Genomic DNA, 23655 nt, shown 5'->3' with positions numbered 1-23655 from the left:
TGGGGGGTTTATTTCAATGAGTGATTTATTTGCGGATCGTATGCCGCCTCAAAATATAGAAGCAGAGCAAGCAGTTATAGGGGCAATCTTTTTGGAACCAGCTTCATTGATTTTGGCCTCTGAAGCATTGATTCCGGAAGATTTTTATCGTAGTGCCCATCAAAAGATTTTTAACGTTTTTCTAAAGCTAAATGATGAAGGTAAAGCGGTTGATTTGGTAACCGTTTCTGAAGAACTAGCTGCTGCTAAACAATTAGAAGATGTTGGTGGAATATCTTATTTAAGTGAATTAGCGGCATCTGTTCCAACAGCTGCAAATATTGAATATTATGCGAGAATTGTAGAAGAGAAATCTCTTCTGCGCCGATTAATCCGGACGGCAACAACGATTGCACAGGAAGGTTATTCTCGGGAAGATGAAGTCGATGCCTTATTAAATGAGGCAGAAAAAAACATTATGGAAGTTGCTCAGAGAAAAAATGCAGGTGCCTTTCATAATATTAAAGATGTGCTCGTAAGAACCTATGATAATATCGAATTATTGCATAACCGAGTAGGTGATATTACCGGGATTCCTACCGGATTTGCTGAACTAGACCGGATGACAGCAGGTTTCCAACGAAATGATTTAATCATTGTTGCCGCGCGTCCTTCAGTAGGTAAAACAGCTTTTGCTTTGAATATTGCACAAAACGTCGGAACAAAGGCCGGCGAAAATGTAGCGATTTTTAGTCTTGAAATGGGAGCGGAACAATTAGTCATGCGTATGCTTTGCGCAGAAGGGAATATTAATGCGCAAAACTTGCGGACGGGATCATTAACGGATGAAGATTGGCGAAAATTAACGATGGCAATGGGGAGCCTTTCAAATTCCGGGATATTTATAGATGACACTCCGGGTATACGAATAAGTGAAATTCGCTCCAAATGTCGAAGATTGAAACAGGAACATGGTCTTGGAATGATCTTAATTGATTATTTACAGTTAATCCAAGGAAATGGACGTTCAGGCGAAAACCGACAACAGGAAGTTTCGGAAATTTCACGATCGTTAAAAGCTCTTGCGCGTGAATTAGAGGTACCAGTTATCGCCCTATCACAGCTTTCTCGTGGTGTTGAACAACGTCAAGACAAGCGACCAATGATGTCTGATATTCGTGAATCAGGAAGTATTGAGCAAGATGCAGATATCGTTGCTTTCCTTTATCGGGATGATTATTATGATAAGGAAAGTGAGAACAAAAATATTATCGAAATTATCATTGCTAAACAGCGTAATGGCCCTGTTGGAACGGTATCATTAGCTTTTGTAAAAGAATATAATAAATTTGTTAATTTAGAACGTCGTTTTGATGATGCTCAAGTTCCTGCGGGTGCTTAAGAGTGGTTTCTAAAATAGTAATGCTAGATAAAGAGAATTGGAGGTTACCAGTTCTCTTTTTTATATTTTACATAATTACGAATAAAATAGATGAATAACCTCATAAATGTTCGTGTTTCGATTGACTTTTTTATATTAATTGTTAAAATAAGTAGGGTAAAAGGTATAGAACGTAAAAAAATTTGGAGGTGCCTTATTATGTCATCAGTAGTTGTAGTCGGAACTCAATGGGGCGATGAAGGAAAAGGAAAGATTACAGACTTTCTTTCTGAAAATGCAGAAGTTATTGCACGTTACCAAGGTGGAAATAATGCAGGTCACACGATTCGTTTTCATGGCGAAACATATAAATTACACTTAATTCCTTCTGGGATTTTTTATAAAGAAAAGATCAGTGTTATTGGAAATGGTATGGTAGTTGACCCGAAGGCACTCGTTCAAGAATTAAAAGGATTGCATGATAGAGGAGTCTCTACAGATAATCTACGAATTAGTAATCGTGCCCATGTGATTCTTCCGTATCATTTGAAAATTGATGAGATGGATGAGGAACGTAAAGGTGCCAATAAAATAGGTACAACGAAAAAGGGAATTGGACCAGCATATATGGACAAAGCTGCACGTGTTGGTATCCGTATGGCTGATCTTCTTGACCGAGAAATATTTGAAGAAAAATTGGCTCGTAATTTAGAGGAAAAAAATCGTTTGTTAGAACGTTTCTACGAAACGACTGGATTCTCATTAGAAGAAATATTGGATGAATATTATGAGTACGGACAACAAATTAAACAATATGTTTGTGATACATCTGTTGTTTTAAATGATGCTTTAGATGAAGGACGCCGTGTTCTTTTTGAAGGTGCGCAAGGAGTTATGCTGGATATTGACCAAGGTACATATCCATTTGTAACATCATCCAATCCGATTGCTGGTGGAGTAACAATTGGTTCCGGTGTTGGTCCTACGAAAATTAATCATGTGGTTGGTGTAGCAAAAGCATATACATCTCGTGTAGGAGATGGTCCATTCCCTACAGAATTACATGATGAAATAGGTAATCAAATCCGCGAGGTTGGCCGTGAATATGGTACAACTACGGGACGCCCAAGACGTGTTGGCTGGTTCGACAGTGTTGTTGTTCGCCATGCACGCCGTGTTAGTGGTATTACCGATCTTTCCCTTAATTCTATTGATGTATTAACAGGAATTGAGAAAGTTAAAATTTGTACATCCTATCGATATAAAGATACAGTTATTGAAGAGTTTCCAGCAAATCTCAATATTCTTGCTGAATGTGAACCAATCTATGAAGAGTTACCTGGTTGGACGGAAGATATCACAAGCTGCAAAACGTTAGATGAGTTACCAGCAAATGCTCGTCACTATTTAGAACGCGTTTCACAGTTAACAGGGATTCCATTGTCTGTCTTCTCTGTTGGACCAGACCGTTCACAAACTAATATTGTTCATAGTGTTTGGAGATAAATTAGGAAATGAGGATGAGTTTTCGATCATCCTCATTTTTTATTTGTAAAAAGGAAAGAATAAATTTTTTTACGAAATTTGCCGAAAGTTGTTGCATTATGAAATAATGTTATGGTAATATAAAATACGTTGTTACGAAATATTAAATTCCTTAAACATGAGCCATTAGCTCAGTCGGTAGAGCATCTGACTTTTAATCAGAGGGTCGAAGGTTCGAGTCCTTCATGGCTCATCCTTCAAAATATTTTTTGATAATAACATTTGGTCCGGTAGTTCAGCTGGTTAGAATGCCTGCCTGTCACGCAGGAGGTCGCGGGTTCGAGTCCCGTCCGGACCGCCATTTTACAACATACATATATGGCTCGGTAGCTCAGTCGGTAGAGCAATGGACTGAAAATCCATGTGTCGGCGGTTCGATTCCGTCCCGAGCCATCATCAAAAAGCACTGCGATGACATAAGACTCTCGCAATGCTTTTTTATTTATTTTTTTTTATAAATATTGGCTTTGTTAAAATTTAATGCTGATTATCGATTCAGTGTTGATTGGAGCGGAAAGCGAGTACCTGTAGTGGAAATCAACCACCCTTTTCAATATAAACTAAATAGTAAAGACAATAAACATACTTTTAATATATGAATAAAGTGCCTCTAGCAAAGTCTAGAGGTTTTTTATTCATAAAAAAACAATTGGAAGAGTTGGAAAAAATCAATTATCCTTAAAAGATGAATTCACGTATAGAACATGTTACAGTAAAATAGAGGAAGTGGATAATTTTTAGCGTATTACAATACATTATAATTAAAATAAAATTTATTTGAATATAAAGGGAGTAATAACATGGATAAAAAAATATTGGTCGTTGATGATGAGAAACCAATTGCTGATATCCTTCAATTTAATTTAAAGAAAGAAGGATACACCGTTTACTGTGCATATGACGGTGAGGAAGCGATTAGAATGGTTGAGGAAATCAACCCTGATTTATTAATATTGGACATTATGCTGCCAAAGCGTGATGGAATAGAAGTATGTAGAGAAGTAAGAAAAAAATATGAGATGCCGATTGTCATGCTTACAGCAAAGGACTCAGAAATTGATAAAATAATCGGTCTAGAGCTCGGGGCAGACGATTATGTAACGAAGCCTTTTAGTACAAGAGAATTAATTGCACGTGTGAAAGCTAATTTGCGACGTCACCAACAAGTAGCATCCGTAGCTGAAGAAGAAGAAAAGAGCAATGAAATTACTATTGGCTCATTAGTTATTCACCCAGATGCATACATCGTTTCTAAGCGTGGAGAAACGATAGAGTTAACACATCGGGAGTTCGAGTTACTATATTATTTAGCTCAACACATCGGTCAAGTGATGACGAGAGAACATTTGCTGCAAACGGTTTGGGGATATGACTATTACGGTGATGTACGAACTGTTGATGTTACCGTAAGGCGTTTACGAGAAAAAGTAGAGGATAATCCAAGCCATCCTGCATGGATCGTTACACGCCGTGGAGTAGGCTATTATTTGCGTAATCCTGAGCAGGAGTAATGGGATGAAGAAGGTTGGTTTTTTCCAGTCAATCCATTTAAAGTTTGTCTTAATTTTCCTTTTATTAACATTAGTATCAATGGAAATTATTGGGGTTTACTTTGTTGATAAATTAGAAAAAAAACTACAAGAAAACTTTACGAGCTCTATTAAAGGAAGAGTGACTAGTTTAGAATACTTCATTCGTGAGGCGATGAAAACCGGAGAAACGAATGAAGACAGTATAGATAAAATACAAAATATATTAAAAGACAATGCACGTGGAGAAATTGCTGAAATTCGTTTAATTGATAGCAGTGGAACTATACTTAGTACGTCTGATACCGGAAGTCAAGGAATTGTCGGTCAAAAAATTGCAGATATCAATGTGAGAAGGGCGATTACATCCGGAAATAGATGGAGTAAGCGTTTTGTTGATGAGTCCGGAAGCAGGATATGGATTTTAGTAGATCCAATCAATTTAAGCAGCAATGAAGAGGGCTACATCTATATCGTCGGTAAAATTGAAACAGTATATAAAGAAATTAATGAAATTAATGGAATTTTTACCAAAGGTACAGCGATCGCTATGGTTATTACAGCAATCCTTGGGATTGTACTAGCTCAAACAATCACCAGACCGATTTCCGATATGCGCAGACAGGCATTGGCAATGGCGAAAGGAAACTTTTCTCGAAAAGTGAAAGTGTACGGAAACGATGAGATCGGACAGTTAGCGTATAGCTTTAATCATATGACGAAAAAGCTACAAGAATCACAGGCAACAACCGAGGGAGAGCGAAGAAAACTTTCTTCTATTCTATCCCATATGACGGACGGTGTAATTGCGACTGATCGAAGAGGGAAAATTATTTTAATTAATGAGCCGGCAGCAGATATGCTGGATGTTTCACGTGAAACAGTTCTTTCGCAAGAGCTTGTTTCCTTACTAAAGATTGAGGACCTACATCATTTTGAGGATTTACTAAATGAGCAGGACTCGGTTATTTTGGATTATAGTAAAAAGGATGAGCCGTATATTTTACGTGCTAGTTTTTCCGTTATTCAGAGTGAAACAGGATTTGTTAGTGGGTTAATTACTGTGTTGCATGATATTACTGAGCAAGAAAAAATAGATATGGAACGAAGAGAGTTTGTATCAAATGTTTCCCATGAATTAAGAACGCCACTTACAACGATGCGAAGCTATTTAGAAGCATTGGCTGATGGAGCATGGGAAGATAAAGAGATTGCTCCGAGATTTTTAACAGTTACTCAAAATGAGACGGAAAGAATGATTCGCTTAGTCAATGACTTATTGAAGCTATCAAAAATGGATAGCAGAGATTATCAATTAAATAAAGAATGGGTTAATATCATTGAATATTTCCATCATGTCATTGATCGTTTCGAAATGGCAAAGGAACAAAACGTTACATTTAAGCGAAAACTACCTAACGCGGATTTATTTGTAGAGGTTGATTTAGATAAATTAACTCAAGTGCTTGATAATATTATTTCAAACGCGTTGAAATATTCTCCAGAGGGTGGAAAAATAACGTTTAGAGCACGAGAACTTGATGAATTGATTGAACTAAGTATTTCCGATCAAGGAATGGGGATACCAAAAGACAACCTGAAAAAGATTTTTGAACGCTTCTACCGTGTGGATAAAGCGAGGACTAGAAAAATGGGCGGTTCAGGACTTGGACTAGCTATAGCCAAGGAAATGGTTGAGGCACATGGCGGGGAGATATGGGCTAGAAGTGAAGAAGGAAAAGGGACAACGATCTATTTAACACTTCCATATGATCGTTCTCAAGAGGATGATTGGTTATGAGATACGAAACGATGAAAACAATATTTTTAGTCTTCCTAGTTGCCATCAGTATTTATTTGACATGGACTTTGTGGACATTCCAAGTAAATTACGAAACCATTAATAATACAGAAACACCTGATACGGAAAATGTTGAACAAAAGGAACTAAAAGAAATTATTAAGCCAATGAAAATATTTCTTCATGATCATAATTCATACAGCGGGACAACTGAAGAAACAGAAATTGATCGGGTTATGAATGAGATTGGGAGCTTTAAGTTTTATGACATTGGTACTGCCAAGCGTTATAAAGGTGATGAATTTCAAAAAACTTTTTACGGGTCAAAAAAATTAGAACTTTATTTTTCAGATCTAATTCCTTTCGATACATTTAAAGGTGTTATCCATGTTAATGACAAAAGGGTTCCTTTTGAAGGGTTTGACCGATTGGTGATCGACATTTCCAATCCTGCACAGAAGGCTACATCTGTTTATTTTATTAACACGAAGGAAAAAAAGGTGTTCAATGGATCCGCAAGCTATACTGGCCTACAAGCCTTTGTAAATAAAATTAATAACAAAATGAATCTGTATAGGCCATATCAGGTATATAAGTTAAATAATAAAAAGAAAATTTTATTACCTACTTCCGTACAAACTGTTACGAGATATAGTTATTTGTGGGATAAAAATGATTTATCAATCGTAGAAAAATTCAAAGATGCCTTATTCCCTGTACCCAAAATAGTAGAAAAAAGCCAAGAAGGAAATAATATAGAATATCAAGATGGATCAAGTTTCATGAGAGCAAATTTAGATCATGGATCAATAGATTTCTTTAATCCAAGTGAGAATCCCGGGATTGTTACTCACAGTAATAATCTAATAAAGCGGAGCAATGATTTCGTCAATAATAATGGTGGATGGAAAGATGATTTTCGCTACTTTAGTACGGATGTGAATAAAAACCAAGTGGTTTTTCGCCTTTTCAAAGATGGAATTCCTGCATTTAATACAGAATATCCGGACCATATAGCAGACGTAACACTCAATTGGGGAGAAGCCCAAATCATTTATGAATATGAACGGCCATACATCAATTTTTCTTCACTAGTACCTATAGATAATGAGGAAGTAAAGCTTCCTTCTACCGAAATGGTGTTAGGTTATTTAGATAACCTTGATATTGATCAACAAAAAATTAATAATCTATCGGTTGGGTATCGGTTAGAATATGATTCTAAACAAAAAGTGATGACCTTTGAACCGATATGGTATTATGAGTATGACGGTAAGTGGCTGCCATTGATGTCTGAGGATATTAAGGGGGAGCAGCATGGATTGGAATAAAACAAAAACAATGTTTATTATCGTCTTCCTAATCCTTGATATCTTTTTATTTGTCCAATTTTCCAGACAATATAGTGATAGCAAAATTGAGCAATTAAAGGAAGATCCTTCAATAGAGGATCGGTTAGAGGATGCAAAGATTACTTATAATATAACCTTGCCATCTGAATCGATTAAAGTTCAGTATGTAAATGCAAAAACAAAGAAATTTACCGAAAAGGACATAAAAGATTTAGCCAATCAAACAGTAACTATTGGACCAAATAAAACGTCTTTATTTGCTACTTTTAAAAAGCCAGTTAAACTAAAATCCAGTTCCGACCCAATTCAACTAGAAACATTCATATCAGAATCAGAAAATATATTGTATGGAAGTCAATATAAATATTGGGGATACAACAAAGATAAGAATGAAATCATATTTTATCAGGCATATGAGGATAAACAATTTTTCAAAAATGAAAGCGGTCAGTTGGTTTTAATTCTGAATGATAAAAATGAAATTGTATCGTATAAACAAACGATTTTAGAAAAGATGGAAAAAAGAGGCGGAGAAAAGGCGCTACCAATTATTACAGCGATTAGTAATCTTTATGCCAAGAATATGATTTTGGCGAAAAGTGAAGTTGTTAAGGCTGAATTAGGTTATTATACATTAATTCCACAAACGGAATCACAAATGCTTGTTCCGACCTGGCATTTTGTCGTTAAACACGGCAAAGTTTATGATGACTTATTTGTAAACGCCATAGAAGGACGAGTAATCCCGAAAAATGATAAAGAAACTGAAACATTGGAGTGAAAATAATGTCATTGCATTTTAGTGTACTTGCTAGTGGAAGTACAGGAAATGCGACATATGTTGAAACAGAAAACCATTCATTTTTAGTCGATGCTGGATTTAGCGGCAAACAAATGGAAGCCTTGTTTCAAAAAATTGATCGCAAACCAGAAAACTTAGACGGAATTCTTGTTACCCACGAACATAGTGATCATATTAAAGGTGTCGGAATTCTAGCACGCAAATATAAATTACCAATCTATGCAAATGAGAAAACGTGGAAAGCGATGGACGGTCTTATCGGAGTTGTCCCTGTCGAGCAAAAATTTACATTTGATATGGAAACTGTCAAAACCTTTGGTTCACTTGATATTGAATCGTTCGGCGTTTCCCACGACGCTGCCGAACCGATGTTTTATGTGTTTAGAAGTGGATCAAAAAAACTTGTCGTCATTACTGATACAGGATATGTCAGTGATCGAATGAAAGGCATTATTTCAAATGCGGATGTGTTTATCTTTGAAAGCAATCATGATGTCCAAATGTTGCGTATGGGTAAATATCCTTGGAGTATTAAACGACGTATTTTAAGTGATGTCGGCCATGTATCAAATGAGGATGCAGCGATTGCTATGAGTGAAGTCATTGGGGATGCAACAAAGCGTATTTACCTTGCCCACTTAAGCCTTGATAATAATATGAAGGATTTGGCAAGAATGAGTGTGGCTCAGACGTTAGAAGCACGGGGAGTGGGAATTGGTCATCAATTTGATTTATTTGATACCGATCCAAAAATTCCAACCCCACTATCGGCAGTATAAAAAATAAAAAAAGGGGTAAAGGTTCTTTATAAAAAGAATCTTTGCCCTTTTTTGCGTGGAAAATAGACGATTTCAATTGTCTTAATTGATTAAATAGAAATTTCTTAATTCTGTTTAATGATATTTTAATAATTGCTGATTATAATAAGGGCATATAGAAGGTAAACTAAAAAATAGATGGCTTTTGAAGAAAGAAAGGATTGGTAAACGTGGGTTATTATGATGATAATGATGAAGGTCGCAGTCAACGACCAAAGGGATCAAAAGGCGGCTCCTTTATTTCCGGTCTAGTCGGAGTAATTATTGGAGCATTACTCGTAATGATTGCTTTCCCTTCACTCGGTAATGTGTTCAATCGATCTTCTGATCAACAAACAGCAGTTGAAAATGCTCAAAATAGCCAAAATAATATTACGGGCAAATCAGTTTCTTTAGATGTTACGACAGATGTAACGAAAGCGGTTCAAAAGGCTGAGAAAGCAGTTGTCGGGATTGCCAATATCCAATCACAAGGCTTCTGGTCACAGCAAGGACAAGGTCAAGGAAAAGGTGAACAAGAAACCGGCTCAGGATCAGGTGTAATCTATAAAAAGGAAAATGGAAAGGCATTTATCGTAACTAATAATCACGTTGTTGAAGGTGCGGATCAACTTGAAGTCACACTTTCTAACGGAAAAAAATTATCGGCAAGATTATTAGGAAGTGATGTTTGGACTGATTTAGCGGTTGTTGAAGTAGATGGTAAAGATGTATCGACCGTTGCCCAGTTTGGAGATTCCGATAAGTTAAAGCTTGGTGAACCGGTTATTGCGATTGGAAATCCGCTTGGTGAAAACTTTGCCGGATCAGTCACACAAGGAATTGTCTCTGGTGTGAATCGTACGGTCCCTATGGACTTAAATAATGATGGACTAGAGGATTGGGAAGCAGAAGTATTACAAACAGATGCTGCCATTAACCCAGGTAACAGCGGTGGTGCACTTGTAAACGTATCGGGTCAAGTGGTTGGGATTAATTCAATGAAAATTGCTCAAGAAGCTGTCGAAGGAATCGGTTTCTCCATTCCAATCAAATCTGCGGAACCGGTAATAAATGATTTAGAGAAGTATGGAAAAATTCGACGTCCAGCGATGGGTGTAACACTGCAAAACGTCAGTGATGTTCCTGCCTACCACCAACAAGAAACATTACGACTTCCAAAAGGTGTGACACAAGGTATCATGATTGAAAGTGTCTCTCCAGGATCTCCAGCTGCAGAAGCAGGTATGCAAGAAATGGATGTAATTTTCGAATTAGATGGTCATAAAGTAAATGACATCCTAGAACTAAGAAAATACTTATACAATAATAAAAAACCAGGCGATTCAATGAAAGTGAAATACTATCGCCAAGGAAAAGAAAAAGAAGCAACATTGAAATTAACAAATGAATCAAGATTATAATTCACAATGTGGATAATTGCAAAAAGGGAAGCGGGTAAATCGCTTCCCTTTTTATGTGGATAACTATATGCTTAATTACTTTTTATGAAAACGGAAAAATTAATGGTAAAATAGCATTTGGACAATCATTACAGGATAAAAATGCTAGGAAAGGTTGGTTTTTTATGAAGACCTATGTATGCGAAGAACATGTTGAAATCGCCTTAGATAAAGCGATTTATGAAAACGCATTAGCACCAATTTTTAAAGAACTGAAAGAAGATGAATCATTATCCACAACCTGTGAATACTGTAATCTTCTTGCAGTATATATGGTAGGGAACTAATATTCCCACACAAAATGTGGATAGTTTTTGTGGATATGTGGATAACTATTGTGGATATAGTGTTTGTAATTTGTTTATATAGTGGGGGTAAACTGTGAATATCTCAATCATCACCGTCGGAAAACTCAAGGAAAAATACTTAAAACAAGGAATCGAAGAATACTTAAAAAGACTAACAGCCTACGCAAAAGTAGAAATCATCGAAGTCCCTGACGAAAAGGCACCGGAAATCCTAAGCGAAATAGAAATGGAACAAGTCAAACAAAAAGAAGGCGAACGCATCCTCGCAAAAATCCACCCAGATGCCCACGTCATCGCCCTCGCCATCCAAGGAAAAATGAAAACATCCGAAGAACTAGCCGATGGCATCGACAAACTAGGCACATACGGAAAAAGCAAAATTGCCTTTGTCATTGGCGGATCACTTGGTTTGAGTGATGAGGTTATGAAGCGAGCAAACGAAAGCCTCTCATTTTCGAAGATGACGTTTCCACATCAGCTGATGAGGTTAGTGTTGGTGGAGCAGGTGTATCGGGCGTTTCGGATTATGAGGGGGGAACCGTATCATAAATAGAGGCAAAAAAATTTGAAGATAAGGTGGCATTTTGTCTGTTAAATCATGATTTGAAGAGGGATTTACCTTTGAATGATCTGATTTCTGATAAAGTATGTGTATAAGTGTAAATGTCTTGGACAGATTGACTTCTGAAAAGTCAAAATCAAGTTCTATTTTATCCATAGTTCGAGAATGACCATCTGCTTGTTTAATGTTGATCTTATTTAATAAAAGTTGAAAAAGCTGCTTTTTCTTTTCTCTCGAGGACTGTTGAAATACTTGTACATACATTTCTAATAAATGCCTAACCACGTCAGGTGGTATAAATTTCGAGTCTGATGAACTTAGTTGAACGCTAAGTTCATTTTTCTTTTGTTCCAAGTCATTCTTTGATTTAGCTAACTTCTGTAACCGTTCCTGTAATATGGATACAGGGAAGAGATTTTGCTCAAATGCTTCCATATATTTTTCTTGCATGATATTTGCTTCTTTAAGCTCTTTTTCAATGTTCTCTAACTGCTCCTTCAGTGCCAAATTTGATCGAACTGTATCTTTATTTATATTTTCAATCGTTTGACTAAAGTGAGCTGAATCGGTTAAAAACTCTATTATGCGGTTAATGACAGCATCCTCTGCATCATAAGCTTTAATTGAATTTGCTTTACATGCGGCAGATCCTTTATTATGGAAAATTCCACATACATAATAACGGTGTCTACGTTTGCTACCATCTTTTCGAGTATAGGTAGTGATTGATGGAACCATACCTTGACCACAATCAGGACAACGAAGTAGACTACTTAATAGGAAAGGTTCATGGGATTGACGCTGTTTAAAAGACTTACTTTGTCTTCTGGATTTGACAATATTCCAAAGCTCATCTGAGATAATTGCTTCGTGTTTCCCAGCAACTAAAATGGGGTTCGGATTTTTGCCACGCCTTCTCTTTTTATCCCAGTTCTCAATTTGTAACCATCGGATTTTACCATTATAGATAGGATTAGCTGCTTCTTTGGGGTTAATAACAAGTTCTTTTTCTATAGAATCATATCCGAAAACCACTCCACCATTCCAGTTACCTTCTTTAGCCCTTTGTGTCATTCCTAGCTTCACATTTTCTGAAAGTGTATTTCTTTCCATTTCTGCAATGGATGCCATCAGTTGAACAACAAGTTTGCCAATCGGACTTGATGTATCAAAATTCTCCGAGTAGGAAATAAACTTTACATCATACTCTTCGAATTTATCTAGCAGCACAAGAGTATCTAACATATTACGTGAAAGGCGTGATATTTTCCATACAAGTACAGCTTGAAATTTATTCTTATCAACATCCGATATTAATCTTTGCATTGCAGGTCTTCCCTTTATATCTTTACCACTAATCCCTTCATCGACATATTCTTCTGAGATTTGCCAACCGTATAAGGTCGCATATTGACGTAGGGTTTGTAATTGTGCAGATATGCTATAACCTTCAGTTGCTTGCTCTTCTGTGCTGACTCGAACATATATGGCCACACTTTTTATTTCGTTCATTTTGATAGCTCCTTTAACTTTTATAACAGTATTGGTATTAAAGGAGGTGAAAAATACATTGCTCAAATTTAGGGGATTTAGAGTGTGTGCTTTTGGAGTTATTTGTGAGATATCGATATGCAACAATAAAGGCTGCCTTGTTAGAAAAGCCACCGAGAGTAAGAGATGCAAGGAATAGCTTGTGTTATTGTTGCCTGTAACTATCAAAAATGGCAATCAACAGTGTTAGAAGTAGGCCGTATTAATACATAGCGTCTTGATAAAATAAAAAATTCTTCTTCTACAAAGGATAATGTTCCTTTGTACGGATCCGTGGATAGCATTTTCTACTTACGCAATGAAAATAGGTATTGAGCATTATCGTTTCAACTCCAAATGCCTGTTTTGTACACTTAAAGTGCTTTATCATATCCAAAGTGGGAAAACTACCATAGCTATTTTTATTAATGTAACCGAAATTTATAGCCTGTTTGAGTTTCCTCACTGATTAAATTTGGATAAGATTTGTTCAATTCATTGCTTGATTTATTTTTTTGGGATTCATGATTCCAAGTCCAAGATAATAGTTTGTTTAATTTTGATAGTGTTGCTCTAAGCTGTTCTCTTTGTAGATTGTTAGCTAGAAGTTCAATATCCGAATGTATCATACTAGCAATCTCGTCGAGCGAACGCGCTAAATAGTTAATCCAATCCAATGCACTTTCTGAATAATCATTTGGAGTATCCTTCATTATTTCAGATAAAATAATAAGCATTGCTTCTTTATTTGTAAATCTTGCTTGTTCTAAAGTTTTATTTATGACGTTGGACTTTTGTTCATCTGTTAAATCCGAAAAAAGAGGATGACTGTCAAGCTTCTTCAATGCATCAGCATCGGTTCCTGTAAGTTTGCGATTGAGTAATAGGTGATAAAGTTTTGAAAATTGTTTAGTGGAAATTGCCATGTTATAGATTACCTCTAAGGCATGCTGACTCGCTCTGTTTTCTGAGACTTCATCACGTAAATTTTTATCAATTTTTTGACTTCTTTTCATTCGTTTAATATGAGACGGTTTTGGTTGAACTACCTCAATTACTTTTTCATCGGAATACTGTCCCGTTTCTTGGATGTTTTCTATGGCTGTCTGTACCTCAGCACCTATAATTTTCTTGGAGGTATTATGAAGGTGAAATCGTAAAATTTCTCTTTCTAGTTTTGTACCGATATTTTCGTTATAACGAATCACTTTTACGTTCTTAAACTTTTGGTTATAAAGGGCTAACGCTTTTAGTGCAGCATACCTTCGTGAACCGTCAATTAAAAAATACTTATTATGTTTATCTGGTCCAACTACGTATAGTGGGGTAAGAAGACCAACTTTCTGGATATTTTCCTTCATGCTTGTAATGTCAAGGTGAACCCTACTTTCTAAATCCCATACGATTTGATCTAAATGAACCTCTAGGATGTCCATATATTACCCCCGTTCTAGGTGATACTTTACTTTATGGATATCAGTGGTCGTCTTATTACAGATTAATTGAAAAAAATTACATATAATCTTTGTTTTCAGCAAATACTATTCTGGGTGAATATCATGACATATAAAATAACAAGTAGACAGCAAGCAATTCTGGATAAATTAAAAGCATTTCATTTTGATGAGTGTCTGCCTATTAACTGGGAAAGGGAAATTAGGGAGCCATTTCCAAGGGATTCGGTTGGACCAAATGAGCAAACTTGGATTCAGAAGGAGAAGCAATTTGATTCTAATATTCTTTCTAAAATATTAGGAATAAACTTAATCATAAATTGTTATTTAAGATTTCATAGAAACAAAGCAAGAGAAAGAGATAGCATACTTTATCAAAATTGGAAAAAAAATTACCCCTTTGCGAAAAGTATACTGGATGGTAACCAAGAATCATGGAGAGAGGCGGTTAAGAAATATGCATCTTTTCATAAGAATCGTGATGTTGCACAAGCATATAGTTTACATGTTTTTGATTCCGGAACAGTGGAGTGTGATGTTTTTCTTCATACACTAGAAAAGATGATTCCAAGCAAGATTGAAAAAACGACCAAAAGGGGGAAAATTTGTTACCACGAGATGCCGAAAACAAAACGATATGATTTATACCAATATTATGTGTATAGTTGCTTAAACAAGATAATAAATGATTTGTTTTCGGTGTTGCCTTGTGAAAGGGTATTTATTAATGGAATAAGTGGATCATATGATAACCATCAGCCCATTATATCCTCTGTTGTAGAACGAAAGGAACATAAACAAAAAAGGTGTCCAAAGCGTACACTAGAGAAACATCGACTCATGGTAACGTTTAAAAAGAGAAGTGGTTTCTATCCTTTATATAGGGTTTACTCCCCACAGATTCTTTTAAAGGAGGAGGGATAATTGGATTTATTAGTCTTAGTAAGTGTTGCTTTAATCACCTTTTTAATTTATAAGGCCTATACTGCAGTTGTTAAAGGGGAAACCGCTAGATCTGAAATACAGGAATGGCACCATTTAGCTCCTTTTAGTCAACGGTATAATTCAAAAGGATTAAATACTAGTTATGTTTATTTTATAAGAGAGTCAGGTATGCAACGTATAAAAATAGGAAAAGCAGATGATCCCGAACAGCGTAAAAAGGAGCTTAGCACAGGTTCGGCTCATAATCATGAAATCGTTCACCTCATAAGGAGTGAAAACCCGTTTAAAACAGAAAATCTATTCCACCAACATTTTAGTGAGAAAAGGTGTAAAGGGGAATGGTTTGATATATCGGAAAAAGAATTAAGGTGGATTCAAAGAGAAGACTATCCAAGAGAGATTGAAGATTCCATAAAAGGATATTAAAAAGAAATACATTGGGAGTCATTTAGTTAATCTAATTATTGATTGATTATCAAATATTCAACAAGCAGGCGCTTTCTTTTGATAAGGATTACGTTTTTTTAAGTTTGGCAATGATTGTATATAACCTAATTTTTGTATTTCGTAGTAGACTAAATACTGCGGAATAAACAACTTTTCTTTTACAGGATATTGAAAATTTATAAAAAAATGAAAGGGACCTGCATAAGGTCCCTGTTTTCACTTTTTACATTATTTTTTAGGAAAGTAATGAAAGCATCTTTCGCCTAATCCTTTGCTTCCAATGATCTCAGTTGCATTTGATAATCCAACAGTAATAGGATTTGTTCTTTGCAATAGGTCTAATAAAAGAGATCCCACCATACCGTGATAACTGGCATTGAGACATAGAGATTTACAAACAGTACTAGCAACTTCCCCAGAGTTCAAATATGCATCGTTATTGTAAGATATGTTTTGGTAAAAGAACATTAAATGATTGTTTTCTATTTCTTTTGTCATTGGTTGAGTTAATGGAGATGTTTTTAAAATACGTAGATTGTTATAATGAGGCTTCATTGTTGGTGTGTTTTTAATATTTGTAAGTTGGTTATTTTTATTTAATATCTAAACCTTCATTTAAAAACCCCCTTTATTCATGTTGTAATAAGATTTTCAAGATTGAATCAAAAGCAGCATTTTTGTCAGTAATAATATTTTCATTGTACAACTCAACAACATTCTTAATTAACTGTAGTGTTCGTATATCACTAGCATTGATGGTCATATTAGAAGAAGAGTTATTATCATTAAGGTCTACATCATAATATTTTTTTGCATATTCCACTAATTTTTCATGTTGTATTTGGACAATCCTTCCTCCACCTAATTCTTCGTAACTTAATGTACCACTCTTTATATCTCTTCCTATTTGACGGTAAATTTGATGAAATTCTTGATTTTGATCTGTTAGTCCTTTTTTCTTTGCAATTAACTCAGTAGCCTGTGGTCTTGTAACATAACCAGCATCTGCACGTACTTGTCGTTTTGAATCATTACTCATCTGCATTTCCTCCTCCCAATGTTTTTTCTATACATACTATGAATGAATGTTAAAAATGATGACATTGAATTACAAAGAATTAACATTTAGTTACCAAGAGTGAAACTTTCTTAATTAAAACGACTAATAAAACAAAGATTTTTGCTGAACAGTACAACGATCCTGTTGAAAAATTACAATAAACGATCACTTCTTGAAGTGGTCGTCTATTTGTCCATTTGACTAAATACTGCGCAATAAATATCTTTGGTGCTTTTGCAAAGGAATGTACTGAAACAAACTCTTCTGAGTGCTGGTGTAATGTTTGATAATAGTTATGAATTACTGATGAATATTTACGAATAAATATTGATGTTTGTGAATTAAGGCACTAACGAAGCGGTTAGTGGCAGATGACTTACTTTTTTATGGAGGTTTTTGACCTATATTTAACGAATATATACCTATTAGTTTAAAAATTTTCCTTATACAAATGAACAACTTCGAGAAATTCACCGTCAAAATTGGTAATGGAAAGAAAAAGCCACAAGATAGAAGGAGGATAAAACTAAGAATTTATTGATATTTATTTTAAATAAAATTAAAAATTGGAAGGTGAATTTAATTATGAAAAGATTAGATATTCATGAATGGGATGAAATTTTTTATAATATGAAACACAAGGAAGGTTATTCTAAATGGGATTGGATTAAAGTTGTATGGGTAGATAATTCAAATAAATGGTGTATATGTTATCGTGATGAAATAATTGAAAATGGATTTAAAACAGAAATGCAAGCACTTGATAGATGTGAATATTTGGAAAGTATATTATAACTTAGAGGATTCTGAATAAAAGAAGGTTTTATACCCTTCTTTAATATTTTTTAAAAAGCATATCATATAAAAAAAATAACAATTTTGAAGTGTGGAGAAAATACAACCACATCATAAAACAATGGAAGAGATTCAAGGGAAATAATAGTAACTCCCCAATATGCAAGACCAAATTATGGTCTCTCATACGAATGGAAGCAACTCTTCATTGCCGAATACATTATTAAAGGGAAGTATAGTGTTGCTTATGTATAAGTAGAACAACTAAAACACTGTCATTTGCTGCGCAGTACAACGATACTATGCAATAAAAGATAATAGTCCACAATCTGGAGAGATTGCGGAAAGTCAAAAGCCAAAAGCCAAAAGCCAAAAGCCAAAAGCCAAAAGCCAAAAGCCAAAAGCCAAAAGCCAAAAGCCAAAAGCCAAAAGCCAAAAGCCAAAAGCCAAAAGCCTAATTCCACGGTCAAAATAAGGGAATTAGGCTTTTAATTTATTTTCTCTAAAGCTTCTTCTGGTAAATGCTTTGACAGTAAGCGGTAAATCTGGTGCAAACTATTGTTACAAAATATGGAAGTGGTGGTACATTCTTGTGGCTGTAATCAAGGGCTACACATTGGACGTAAGAAAAAGAAAATACGAAACATTTTTAAAAGTTATTTATTATCTTTAATTTCGGGAGTGTTAAAAAACAATTCACTTTTTTATTATAACCAAATTGATTTGGTCCTCTACTAGCTGTAAGGAAGACATCTTGTTTTCCTCTAGTTAACGCCACATACAGAACACTTAATTCTTCATAGAAAGGTTCTTCTAACCCAGGTACAAAATCAAATTTACAGTGTTTTTCATATAAGCTTCGTCCGTTGTTTTTGCTACATAACTTACAAAGTGATTTGCTTGTAGGGAAGCTATAAGATGTCATGTTGGGTAGATATACATAATCCCACTCCAAGCCTTTTGAAGAATGAATTGTAGTTAAAGTTACTTGTTCATTTATCTCATTCATAAGTCTTTTAAGACTATTATTACTCAGAGTAAATATTATTGCTTCATATTTTTCTTCTGTAGAAATATTTTTGGCTTTTGTCGTATCAAGTAGAGCATCTAGTAATCTCATTAAAGAGTTAAACATAGTTTCATTATTGGTGATTGTTTGTTTTTTGGCGTTTAGTTTTCCTTTTACACTCGTAATAACCGTTCTACTAATAGATTTTCTTACTCCGCTTTCATTAATGAAGATTTCAAGAGCTTCTTTATGGAATTTAATATATTCAGGGTCACTATCCTCAAATAGTCCGTTAAAATACATGATTTTATTCTTCTCAAGTATATTAATTAGGTCGCTTGCTAAATATTTTGCTCTAAAAAGGATTGCTACATTTTTATCTGCTGTTGTATATTTTAATAGGTCTTTATAAATGAATCTTGCTTCCCCATTATCCGAGTTGAATAACTTGAAATTTATATTAGCAGTTTTAGAATAGGAAATAATGTTATTATAATTTCTAAAGATGCCACGTATATAGCTGTCTAACTGCTTCATATTTTTATTATCTTTAAATCTATAGTTAGTTCTAAATTCCATAGGAAGCATATTATATTCGTTTTCCATCTTTTTAAAAATGTTTGGTACAGCTCCCAAGAATCCATAAATCTTCTGAATGTCATCCCCCATTAGAATAACTTTATTAGCTTCTACTATACGCATTAGAAACTGCAGGGCTAAGTAATTTGTATCTTGAAATTCATCAACAATTACCATTTGATAATATAATTTGTAAAAATCTCTAATGGCTTTCTTATCAAGTATTTGCATAGCTAATAACAATATTCCATTGTATGTGATTATATTTCGAGGAACCAATTTAGTTAAGACGATATCTATATAAGATCCTTGCAGTCTGTCTGCTTCTTTAAAATCAAGTTTTTTTAAACTTTCATCATAATTTTCGAGAACTCTTATTTCTTGTGATACAAGAACTTTTCTAAGTTCTCCACTATTATCAGAAATCCTTATGAAATCATTTATATTTTTAAAATTATCATGGAGTATATATCCATGTTTCCTAAGAATTCTATTTGCAAAACCATGATAATTAGAAACGTCCAGTTTATCATCGACTTCATAATTAGCTTTACCTAGTAAAATCGGCAAGGTCTCTTTTATATCTTCGCGAATTTTAGCTGCAGCATTTACACTAAATGTTAAAGCAAGTATTCTTTTATTATTTAAATAATCATTAGTAATAATTTCATGTGCTATTTTACTAATCATCGCTTTGGTTTTCCCACATCCTGCTGGTGCAGTAACAATTATTCTGTTTTCTTCAGAGAGAATAAAGTCAAGTTGTTCCTGATCGTTACCGTGAATTTCTGTAAATTTAGCTCTAAGTTCTTCCTTATTCATTTAATTTTCCCCTTAATGCATTCTCAATTACTGACTTAAAACAACTAGGAACCTCGTTAACATAAGTAGATAGCAATGCACCATTAATTGCCGTTTTATTATTCTTCAAAAATTGAAGCTGTTCATCTTTAATTTTTGTCATTATTTTCTCAGCTATTGTCCCTTCTATTTCATATTCTGTGGGATTCTTTAAAAACTCTGCTACATTAAATTGGTCTACTTCCTGCTTGAAGATCCTTATAAGGCTTCTTACTTTATCAACTTCTATTAGGTATTTCATGTATTCTTTTAAAGAGTAAAGAGAGTAGACTTCTTCTTCAAAATCTATTTCAGTTGTGAAAAATACGTCTCTTTCACCCATATAGGAAGCTTCTTTATCCTTGTCTATTATAGCGCTAACTGGAATTTCAAAAGCCCTGTAAAGTTGTAAACAACGTTTTACACTATCTGCACCATCCAGTTTAATAACTCCTATACCATCTTCGTCTATATCATGTCCCATTCTACTTGCAAAAACGGGAACAGCGCCAAATTCAGTATCACCTTCAACTAGGATTACAGATTCACTAAACATAGCTTCTTTTATATAGGCGAAACTACGGATCAAATGTTTATGAATCTTCGGATCAAAGTTTATGTTAATACCACTAGTTGCTTTTACTACGCCTTCCTGACTATGAAGCCTTATTATTTCTTTATATTCATTCAATAATATATTTGGAGAATGTGTGACAACAAAAACCTGTCCCAGAAATCCATCAATTCCAAATAATTCTTTGAGTAGTTCCGCAAATTCATGGTTTGCATTATTAATTATTTTTTGTACACTTTTTATTAATGCTCTCTGTCTATATGGATGTTGATGAATTTCAGGTTCATCTAAGCCGAGAATTAGCGGTAAATACTTCTTGTCATTTGGCATAGAAATCATAAGTTTCTCATAATTTTCTTCCTTAGTAGTAGTTTTTAAATGAACCAATAGCTCTAAGATGTGTAAGAAAATATTAAAACCATATCTTATTCCGTCTCCAAGATCATTAAGATTTCTCTTGAAATCATCGCCAATTTCAACAATTCTATTTACTAGATTCTCATTATCACTATTAATGTAAGCTTCTATCTTTTCATTAGTTAATCCATTAAGTTTTTTTATTTGACCATTTAGAACCTTAATAACTTTATTTATTTTACTAGTGTCTAGTAAATCAACTTCTTCAATGGATTCTTGTTTCAAGCTCTCCTTCATGAGATAACTCAAGACTTTACCTGTCCCTAGGTTTCTATTAAAGTTTAATTCTTTACTCGGAATTCTGAGTGAAGAATAATATATAAAATTTAACCCCTTAATCTTTTTTGGGCTAATGAATGCTGCTGAATCTTTATGGTAATATTCAATTCTATCATCAACAGAATTTTGTTTTGCCACTACGGTAATTTGAAGCTTATCATCCACATCAAAATTATCCTCAAAATATCCAACTTCATCATCAGTATACTTTACTTGAAACGTAACCTCTATTGGGGCTCTTACATCATGAAAATCACTTTCATAGAATTTCCCTGTATTGATTAATATATTTAGAAGCTCAAGTAGGTTGGATTTTCCTGTGTTATTCTTTCCTACTATAAAATTAATATTTTTATTAAAATCAACTTTCATCTTTGACAAATTTCTATAGTTATCTATGTTACAAATTTTGCTAACTTGCACTAAATCTCCTCCTAGCTCAGTAGTATAAGACTCTTTTTGTAACTTTTTAGATTTAAGCCACTATATATATATTAAAGAATATTACGACTAATTTCTACAAATTCTGCCTTTTTATAGTGATAAAGTAAGTTAGCTAAATGCGCAACTCATAAGTTAAGCTCAAGATTTCCTTTCGATTGAAAACAAATATTTACCAATGATTTTAAACCAATTGATGTTGTTGAAGTAGCTCAACCTGGTTATACAGCATACAAAAGGAAATTTCTTCGGAGGGTAAGAACGAAAAAAAACAAAGTCAATTGCTGCGTAGTACAAAAATACTATGCAACATAAAAAGAAAATAAAGAATCGCCTTTCGAATGTTCATTTGGAGTAAGTCGTTTTATTGAAAGGAGATGCGGCATGGTGGATAATGATGATGGTGGTGTGTCGAAGAGTTTAAGAAGAAAGTTGAAGAACTCTGTCATAGGCTACAACCCAAGGATAAAGAAAACAACACGTTATGGCATTTGGTAAGTGAAATTTGTAAGGAAGATATTAACGATGAAAATTAACTTTCTCCACTGGAAAATCATTTTTTTCATAAGGGTTTGCATTGTTGAATAAAAGATTAAATGAAATAAAATAAAAAAATATTGCAATTATTGTCCTTATATGATTTACTTACTACTAGTAAGTTGATTTTAAGGTTTGCAATTCAAAATAATAAAAAACAAAATAAAAACGATACGGAAGCACCGTTCGATATGTCTATAGAAATGTAGGCTTGTTGAACGGTGCTTTTTTTGTTTTTCGTTACAGGAAAGGGGGGCACTTCACTGACTGCAGAGCAAAAAATACCAACGTGGTTTGATGCATTACTCAAAAAGCAGAAGGTATCTAAAGAGGTTTTATTACTTTTTAAAAAGCATTATCTTACGTCAAATAAGAAGGAGAGGGAAAATGAAAAACTTTAATGAAAAAATTCCTGGAATGCAAACAAGAGTGGTTATTAAGCGTATCCCTGGAATAGCTGATTCAGAGGGTCATATTCAACTAGATTTACCTTTAACTATAGAAACTAGAAAAAGAGTATAAAAAAGCTCTCTCCTGTCAATCTTTTAATAAAAGGTTATTAGACGGGAGGGATTTCAATGGAAAAAGAATTTTCTATTGGCAAAGTATCATTTAGTGAAGAGATGCCGGAGGAATCCAGACTTTGGCTTGATCGATTAGTGGAGCGCATCCTATTAAAAGAGCTTGATTTAGACCCATCAATTGAAGCAAAGGTAATAAGTTATTCAACAAAATCATCATTCGGAGGAAAATATGAAAGATAACAAAAAGACTATTGTTTATGCTAGATCTGCCTCAACAAAGCAAAATATTGATCTACAATTAGAAGCTGCGAACCCCCATTTAAAGGGGATTCAAGAAGAAAACATTATGAAGATAACTGATTATGCAACTCCTAGTTCATCTCAACGAAAAGGTCTTCAAAATTTACTTGAGTTAGTTAAAAACGATCAAGTTGATACATTAATTGTATATAAACGGGATCGTTTAGCACGAAGCTTTTATGAATATTTAGAAATCACGGATCTAATTTACACTCATAAGGTTAATGTGATTTTTACCGGAAATGAGCAACCCTTCGAGCCTGATCAAGAATTTGGTACATTAAAGGAATTTATGTATCTATTACTTCATGAAAGTGAGGGAAGTCTCATTTCCAATCGTATGAAAGCTATTAGGAAAGCAAAACAGCCTTAAGAACCATAATGCAGAGGATATGTTTATTGAAC

The 23655-nt window shown here is 34.3% G+C and carries 22 protein-coding genes and 3 tRNA genes; 19 read left to right on the top strand and 6 right to left on the bottom strand.

Annotated features, from left to right (window positions below; genetic code table 11):
• Positions 1 to 16 precede the first annotated feature (16 nt).
• From dnaB to rlmH, 13 genes are all read left to right on the top strand, one after another.
• Positions 17 to 1381 (top strand): replicative DNA helicase, encoded by a 1365-nt coding sequence (gene dnaB / locus I5776_RS21215; protein ID WP_202778441.1) that lies wholly within the window; start codon positions 17 to 19, stop codon positions 1379 to 1381.
• Positions 1382 to 1579: 198 nt separating this feature from the next.
• Positions 1580 to 2866, top strand: coding sequence for an adenylosuccinate synthase (locus I5776_RS21210; RefSeq protein WP_202778440.1), 1287 nt, complete (start codon positions 1580 to 1582; stop codon positions 2864 to 2866).
• Between the two features lie 159 nt (positions 2867 to 3025).
• A tRNA-Lys gene (locus tag I5776_RS21205) sits at positions 3026 to 3098 on the top strand.
• 31 nt (positions 3099 to 3129) lie between these two features.
• A tRNA-Asp gene (locus I5776_RS21200) sits at positions 3130 to 3206 on the top strand.
• 19 nt (positions 3207 to 3225) lie between these two features.
• Positions 3226 to 3298, top strand: a tRNA-Phe gene (locus tag I5776_RS21195).
• Between the two features lie 407 nt (positions 3299 to 3705).
• Complete coding sequence (yycF, locus tag I5776_RS21190) at positions 3706 to 4416, top strand: response regulator YycF (protein WP_202778439.1); 711 nt, start codon at positions 3706 to 3708, stop codon at positions 4414 to 4416.
• A 4-nt stretch (positions 4417 to 4420) separates the two neighbouring features.
• Positions 4421 to 6235, top strand: a complete 1815-nt coding sequence (gene walK, locus I5776_RS21185) for a cell wall metabolism sensor histidine kinase WalK (RefSeq protein ID WP_202778438.1) — start codon at positions 4421 to 4423, stop codon at positions 6233 to 6235.
• Positions 6232 to 7566: a YycH family regulatory protein gene (locus I5776_RS21180; RefSeq protein ID WP_202778437.1), complete on the top strand. Its 1335-nt coding sequence runs from the start codon at positions 6232 to 6234 to the stop codon at positions 7564 to 7566. Before walK ends, I5776_RS21180 begins: the two co-directional genes overlap by 4 nt.
• Positions 7553 to 8368, top strand: a complete 816-nt coding sequence (locus I5776_RS21175) for a two-component system regulatory protein YycI (protein WP_202778436.1) — start codon at positions 7553 to 7555, stop codon at positions 8366 to 8368. The genes I5776_RS21180 and I5776_RS21175 overlap by 14 nt, the downstream gene beginning before the upstream one ends.
• A 5-nt stretch (positions 8369 to 8373) precedes the next feature.
• Positions 8374 to 9168, top strand: a complete 795-nt coding sequence (locus I5776_RS21170) for an MBL fold metallo-hydrolase (RefSeq protein WP_202778435.1) — start codon at positions 8374 to 8376, stop codon at positions 9166 to 9168.
• Positions 9169 to 9377: 209 nt separating this feature from the next.
• Positions 9378 to 10610, top strand: a complete 1233-nt coding sequence (locus I5776_RS21165) for a S1C family serine protease (protein WP_246483863.1) — start codon at positions 9378 to 9380, stop codon at positions 10608 to 10610.
• 53 nt (positions 10611 to 10663) lie between these two features.
• Entirely contained in the window at positions 10664 to 10936 is a 273-nt protein-coding gene (locus tag I5776_RS21745; RefSeq protein ID WP_343066408.1) for a CxxH/CxxC protein, read from the top strand.
• Between the two features lie 94 nt (positions 10937 to 11030).
• Positions 11031 to 11510: a 23S rRNA (pseudouridine(1915)-N(3))-methyltransferase RlmH gene (gene rlmH / locus I5776_RS21155; RefSeq protein ID WP_202778434.1), complete on the top strand. Its 480-nt coding sequence runs from the start codon at positions 11031 to 11033 to the stop codon at positions 11508 to 11510.
• On the opposite strand, the gene I5776_RS21150 is transcribed toward rlmH, so the two are convergent.
• Both I5776_RS21150 and I5776_RS21145 read right to left on the bottom strand, forming a co-directional pair.
• Positions 11445 to 13031 carry a recombinase family protein gene (locus I5776_RS21150; protein ID WP_246483862.1) on the bottom strand — a complete coding sequence of 529 codons (1587 nt, stop codon included), beginning with the start codon at positions 13029 to 13031 and terminating at the stop codon, positions 11445 to 11447. The genes rlmH and I5776_RS21150 overlap by 66 nt on opposite strands.
• A gap of 443 nt (positions 13032 to 13474) precedes the next feature.
• Positions 13475 to 14485 (bottom strand): ParB/RepB/Spo0J family partition protein, encoded by a 1011-nt coding sequence (locus I5776_RS21145; protein WP_202778433.1) that lies wholly within the window; start codon positions 14483 to 14485, stop codon positions 13475 to 13477.
• A gap of 123 nt (positions 14486 to 14608) precedes the next feature.
• On the opposite strand from I5776_RS21145, the gene I5776_RS21140 reads away from it, so the two are divergent.
• Positions 14609 to 15427 (top strand): hypothetical protein, encoded by an 819-nt coding sequence (locus I5776_RS21140; RefSeq protein WP_202778432.1) that lies wholly within the window; start codon positions 14609 to 14611, stop codon positions 15425 to 15427.
• On the top strand, positions 15428 to 15874 hold the full coding sequence (locus I5776_RS21135) for a GIY-YIG nuclease family protein (protein WP_202778431.1): 447 nt from the start codon (positions 15428 to 15430) through the stop codon (positions 15872 to 15874). It abuts the gene before it with no gap.
• 249 nt (positions 15875 to 16123) lie between these two features.
• Here the strand turns inward: I5776_RS21135 and I5776_RS21330 are convergent, their stop codons facing one another.
• Positions 16124 to 16393: a hypothetical protein gene (locus I5776_RS21330; RefSeq protein ID WP_213085688.1), complete on the bottom strand. Its 270-nt coding sequence runs from the start codon at positions 16391 to 16393 to the stop codon at positions 16124 to 16126.
• A 130-nt stretch (positions 16394 to 16523) separates the two neighbouring features.
• Complete coding sequence (locus I5776_RS21130; protein WP_202778430.1) at positions 16524 to 16934, bottom strand: hypothetical protein; 411 nt, start codon at positions 16932 to 16934, stop codon at positions 16524 to 16526.
• A gap of 606 nt (positions 16935 to 17540) precedes the next feature.
• Between I5776_RS21130 and I5776_RS21125 the strand changes: the two genes are divergently transcribed.
• Positions 17541 to 17750, top strand: a complete 210-nt coding sequence (locus tag I5776_RS21125; RefSeq protein WP_202778429.1) for a hypothetical protein — start codon at positions 17541 to 17543, stop codon at positions 17748 to 17750.
• A gap of 649 nt (positions 17751 to 18399) precedes the next feature.
• Here I5776_RS21125 and I5776_RS21120 read toward each other — a convergent pair.
• Positions 18400 to 20160, bottom strand: coding sequence for a UvrD-helicase domain-containing protein (locus I5776_RS21120; protein WP_202778428.1), 1761 nt, complete (start codon positions 20158 to 20160; stop codon positions 18400 to 18402).
• The gene (locus I5776_RS21115) at positions 20153 to 21871 is read right to left on the bottom strand and encodes an ATP-dependent nuclease (RefSeq protein WP_202778427.1); all 1719 of its coding nucleotides are present in this window, start codon (positions 21869 to 21871) and stop codon (positions 20153 to 20155) included. Before I5776_RS21115 ends, I5776_RS21120 begins: the two co-directional genes overlap by 8 nt.
• 942 nt (positions 21872 to 22813) lie before the next feature.
• On the opposite strand from I5776_RS21115, the gene I5776_RS21710 reads away from it, so the two are divergent.
• The 3 genes from I5776_RS21710 to I5776_RS21105 are packed head-to-tail and all read left to right on the top strand — an operon-like array spanning position 22814 to position 23623.
• Positions 22814 to 22948 (top strand): hypothetical protein, encoded by a 135-nt coding sequence (locus I5776_RS21710; protein ID WP_281397281.1) that lies wholly within the window; start codon positions 22814 to 22816, stop codon positions 22946 to 22948.
• Between the two features lie 56 nt (positions 22949 to 23004).
• Entirely contained in the window at positions 23005 to 23190 is a 186-nt protein-coding gene (locus I5776_RS21110; RefSeq protein WP_202778426.1) for a hypothetical protein, read from the top strand.
• On the top strand, positions 23180 to 23623 hold the full coding sequence (locus I5776_RS21105) for a recombinase family protein (protein ID WP_202778425.1): 444 nt from the start codon (positions 23180 to 23182) through the stop codon (positions 23621 to 23623). The genes I5776_RS21110 and I5776_RS21105 overlap by 11 nt, the downstream gene beginning before the upstream one ends.
• Positions 23624 to 23655: the final 32 nt, after the last annotated feature.

The organism is Heyndrickxia vini (assembly GCF_016772275.1).
Taxonomy (GTDB): Bacteria; Bacillota; Bacilli; order Bacillales; family Bacillaceae_C; genus Heyndrickxia; species Heyndrickxia vini.
The sequence above is the reverse complement of the archived record's forward strand: the minus strand, read 5'-3'. Positions and strand labels throughout refer to the sequence as shown.

Excerpts from the sequence above, each read along its gene's own strand:
- dnaB (WP_202778441.1), top strand. The coding sequence starts at position 17 with ATGAGTGATTTATTTGCGGATCGTATGCCGCCTCAAAATATAGAAGCA.
- I5776_RS21210 (WP_202778440.1), top strand. The coding sequence starts at position 1,580 with ATGTCATCAGTAGTTGTAGTCGGAACTCAATGGGGCGATGAAGGAAAA.
- I5776_RS21180 (WP_202778437.1), top strand. The coding sequence starts at position 6,232 with ATGAGATACGAAACGATGAAAACAATATTTTTAGTCTTCCTAGTTGCC.
- I5776_RS21110 (WP_202778426.1), top strand. The coding sequence starts at position 23,005 with ATGGAAAAAGAATTTTCTATTGGCAAAGTATCATTTAGTGAAGAGATG.
- I5776_RS21745 (WP_343066408.1), top strand. The coding sequence starts at position 10,664 with ATGTGGATAACTATATGCTTAATTACTTTTTATGAAAACGGAAAAATT.
- I5776_RS21145 (WP_202778433.1), bottom strand. The coding sequence starts at position 14,485 with ATGGACATCCTAGAGGTTCATTTAGATCAAATCGTATGGGATTTAGAA.
- I5776_RS21120 (WP_202778428.1), bottom strand. The coding sequence starts at position 20,160 with ATGAATAAGGAAGAACTTAGAGCTAAATTTACAGAAATTCACGGTAAC.
- I5776_RS21175 (WP_202778436.1), top strand. The coding sequence starts at position 7,553 with ATGGATTGGAATAAAACAAAAACAATGTTTATTATCGTCTTCCTAATC.
- I5776_RS21170 (WP_202778435.1), top strand. The coding sequence starts at position 8,374 with ATGTCATTGCATTTTAGTGTACTTGCTAGTGGAAGTACAGGAAATGCG.
- I5776_RS21125 (WP_202778429.1), top strand. The coding sequence starts at position 17,541 with ATGAAAAGATTAGATATTCATGAATGGGATGAAATTTTTTATAATATG.
- I5776_RS21710 (WP_281397281.1), top strand. The coding sequence starts at position 22,814 with ATGAAAAACTTTAATGAAAAAATTCCTGGAATGCAAACAAGAGTGGTT.
- I5776_RS21330 (WP_213085688.1), bottom strand. The coding sequence starts at position 16,393 with ATGACAAAAGAAATAGAAAACAATCATTTAATGTTCTTTTACCAAAAC.
- walK (WP_202778438.1), top strand. The coding sequence starts at position 4,421 with ATGAAGAAGGTTGGTTTTTTCCAGTCAATCCATTTAAAGTTTGTCTTA.
- I5776_RS21130 (WP_202778430.1), bottom strand. The coding sequence starts at position 16,934 with ATGAGTAATGATTCAAAACGACAAGTACGTGCAGATGCTGGTTATGTT.
- I5776_RS21140 (WP_202778432.1), top strand. The coding sequence starts at position 14,609 with ATGACATATAAAATAACAAGTAGACAGCAAGCAATTCTGGATAAATTA.
- yycF (WP_202778439.1), top strand. The coding sequence starts at position 3,706 with ATGGATAAAAAAATATTGGTCGTTGATGATGAGAAACCAATTGCTGAT.
- I5776_RS21150 (WP_246483862.1), bottom strand. The coding sequence starts at position 13,031 with ATGAACGAAATAAAAAGTGTGGCCATATATGTTCGAGTCAGCACAGAA.
- I5776_RS21105 (WP_202778425.1), top strand. The coding sequence starts at position 23,180 with ATGAAAGATAACAAAAAGACTATTGTTTATGCTAGATCTGCCTCAACA.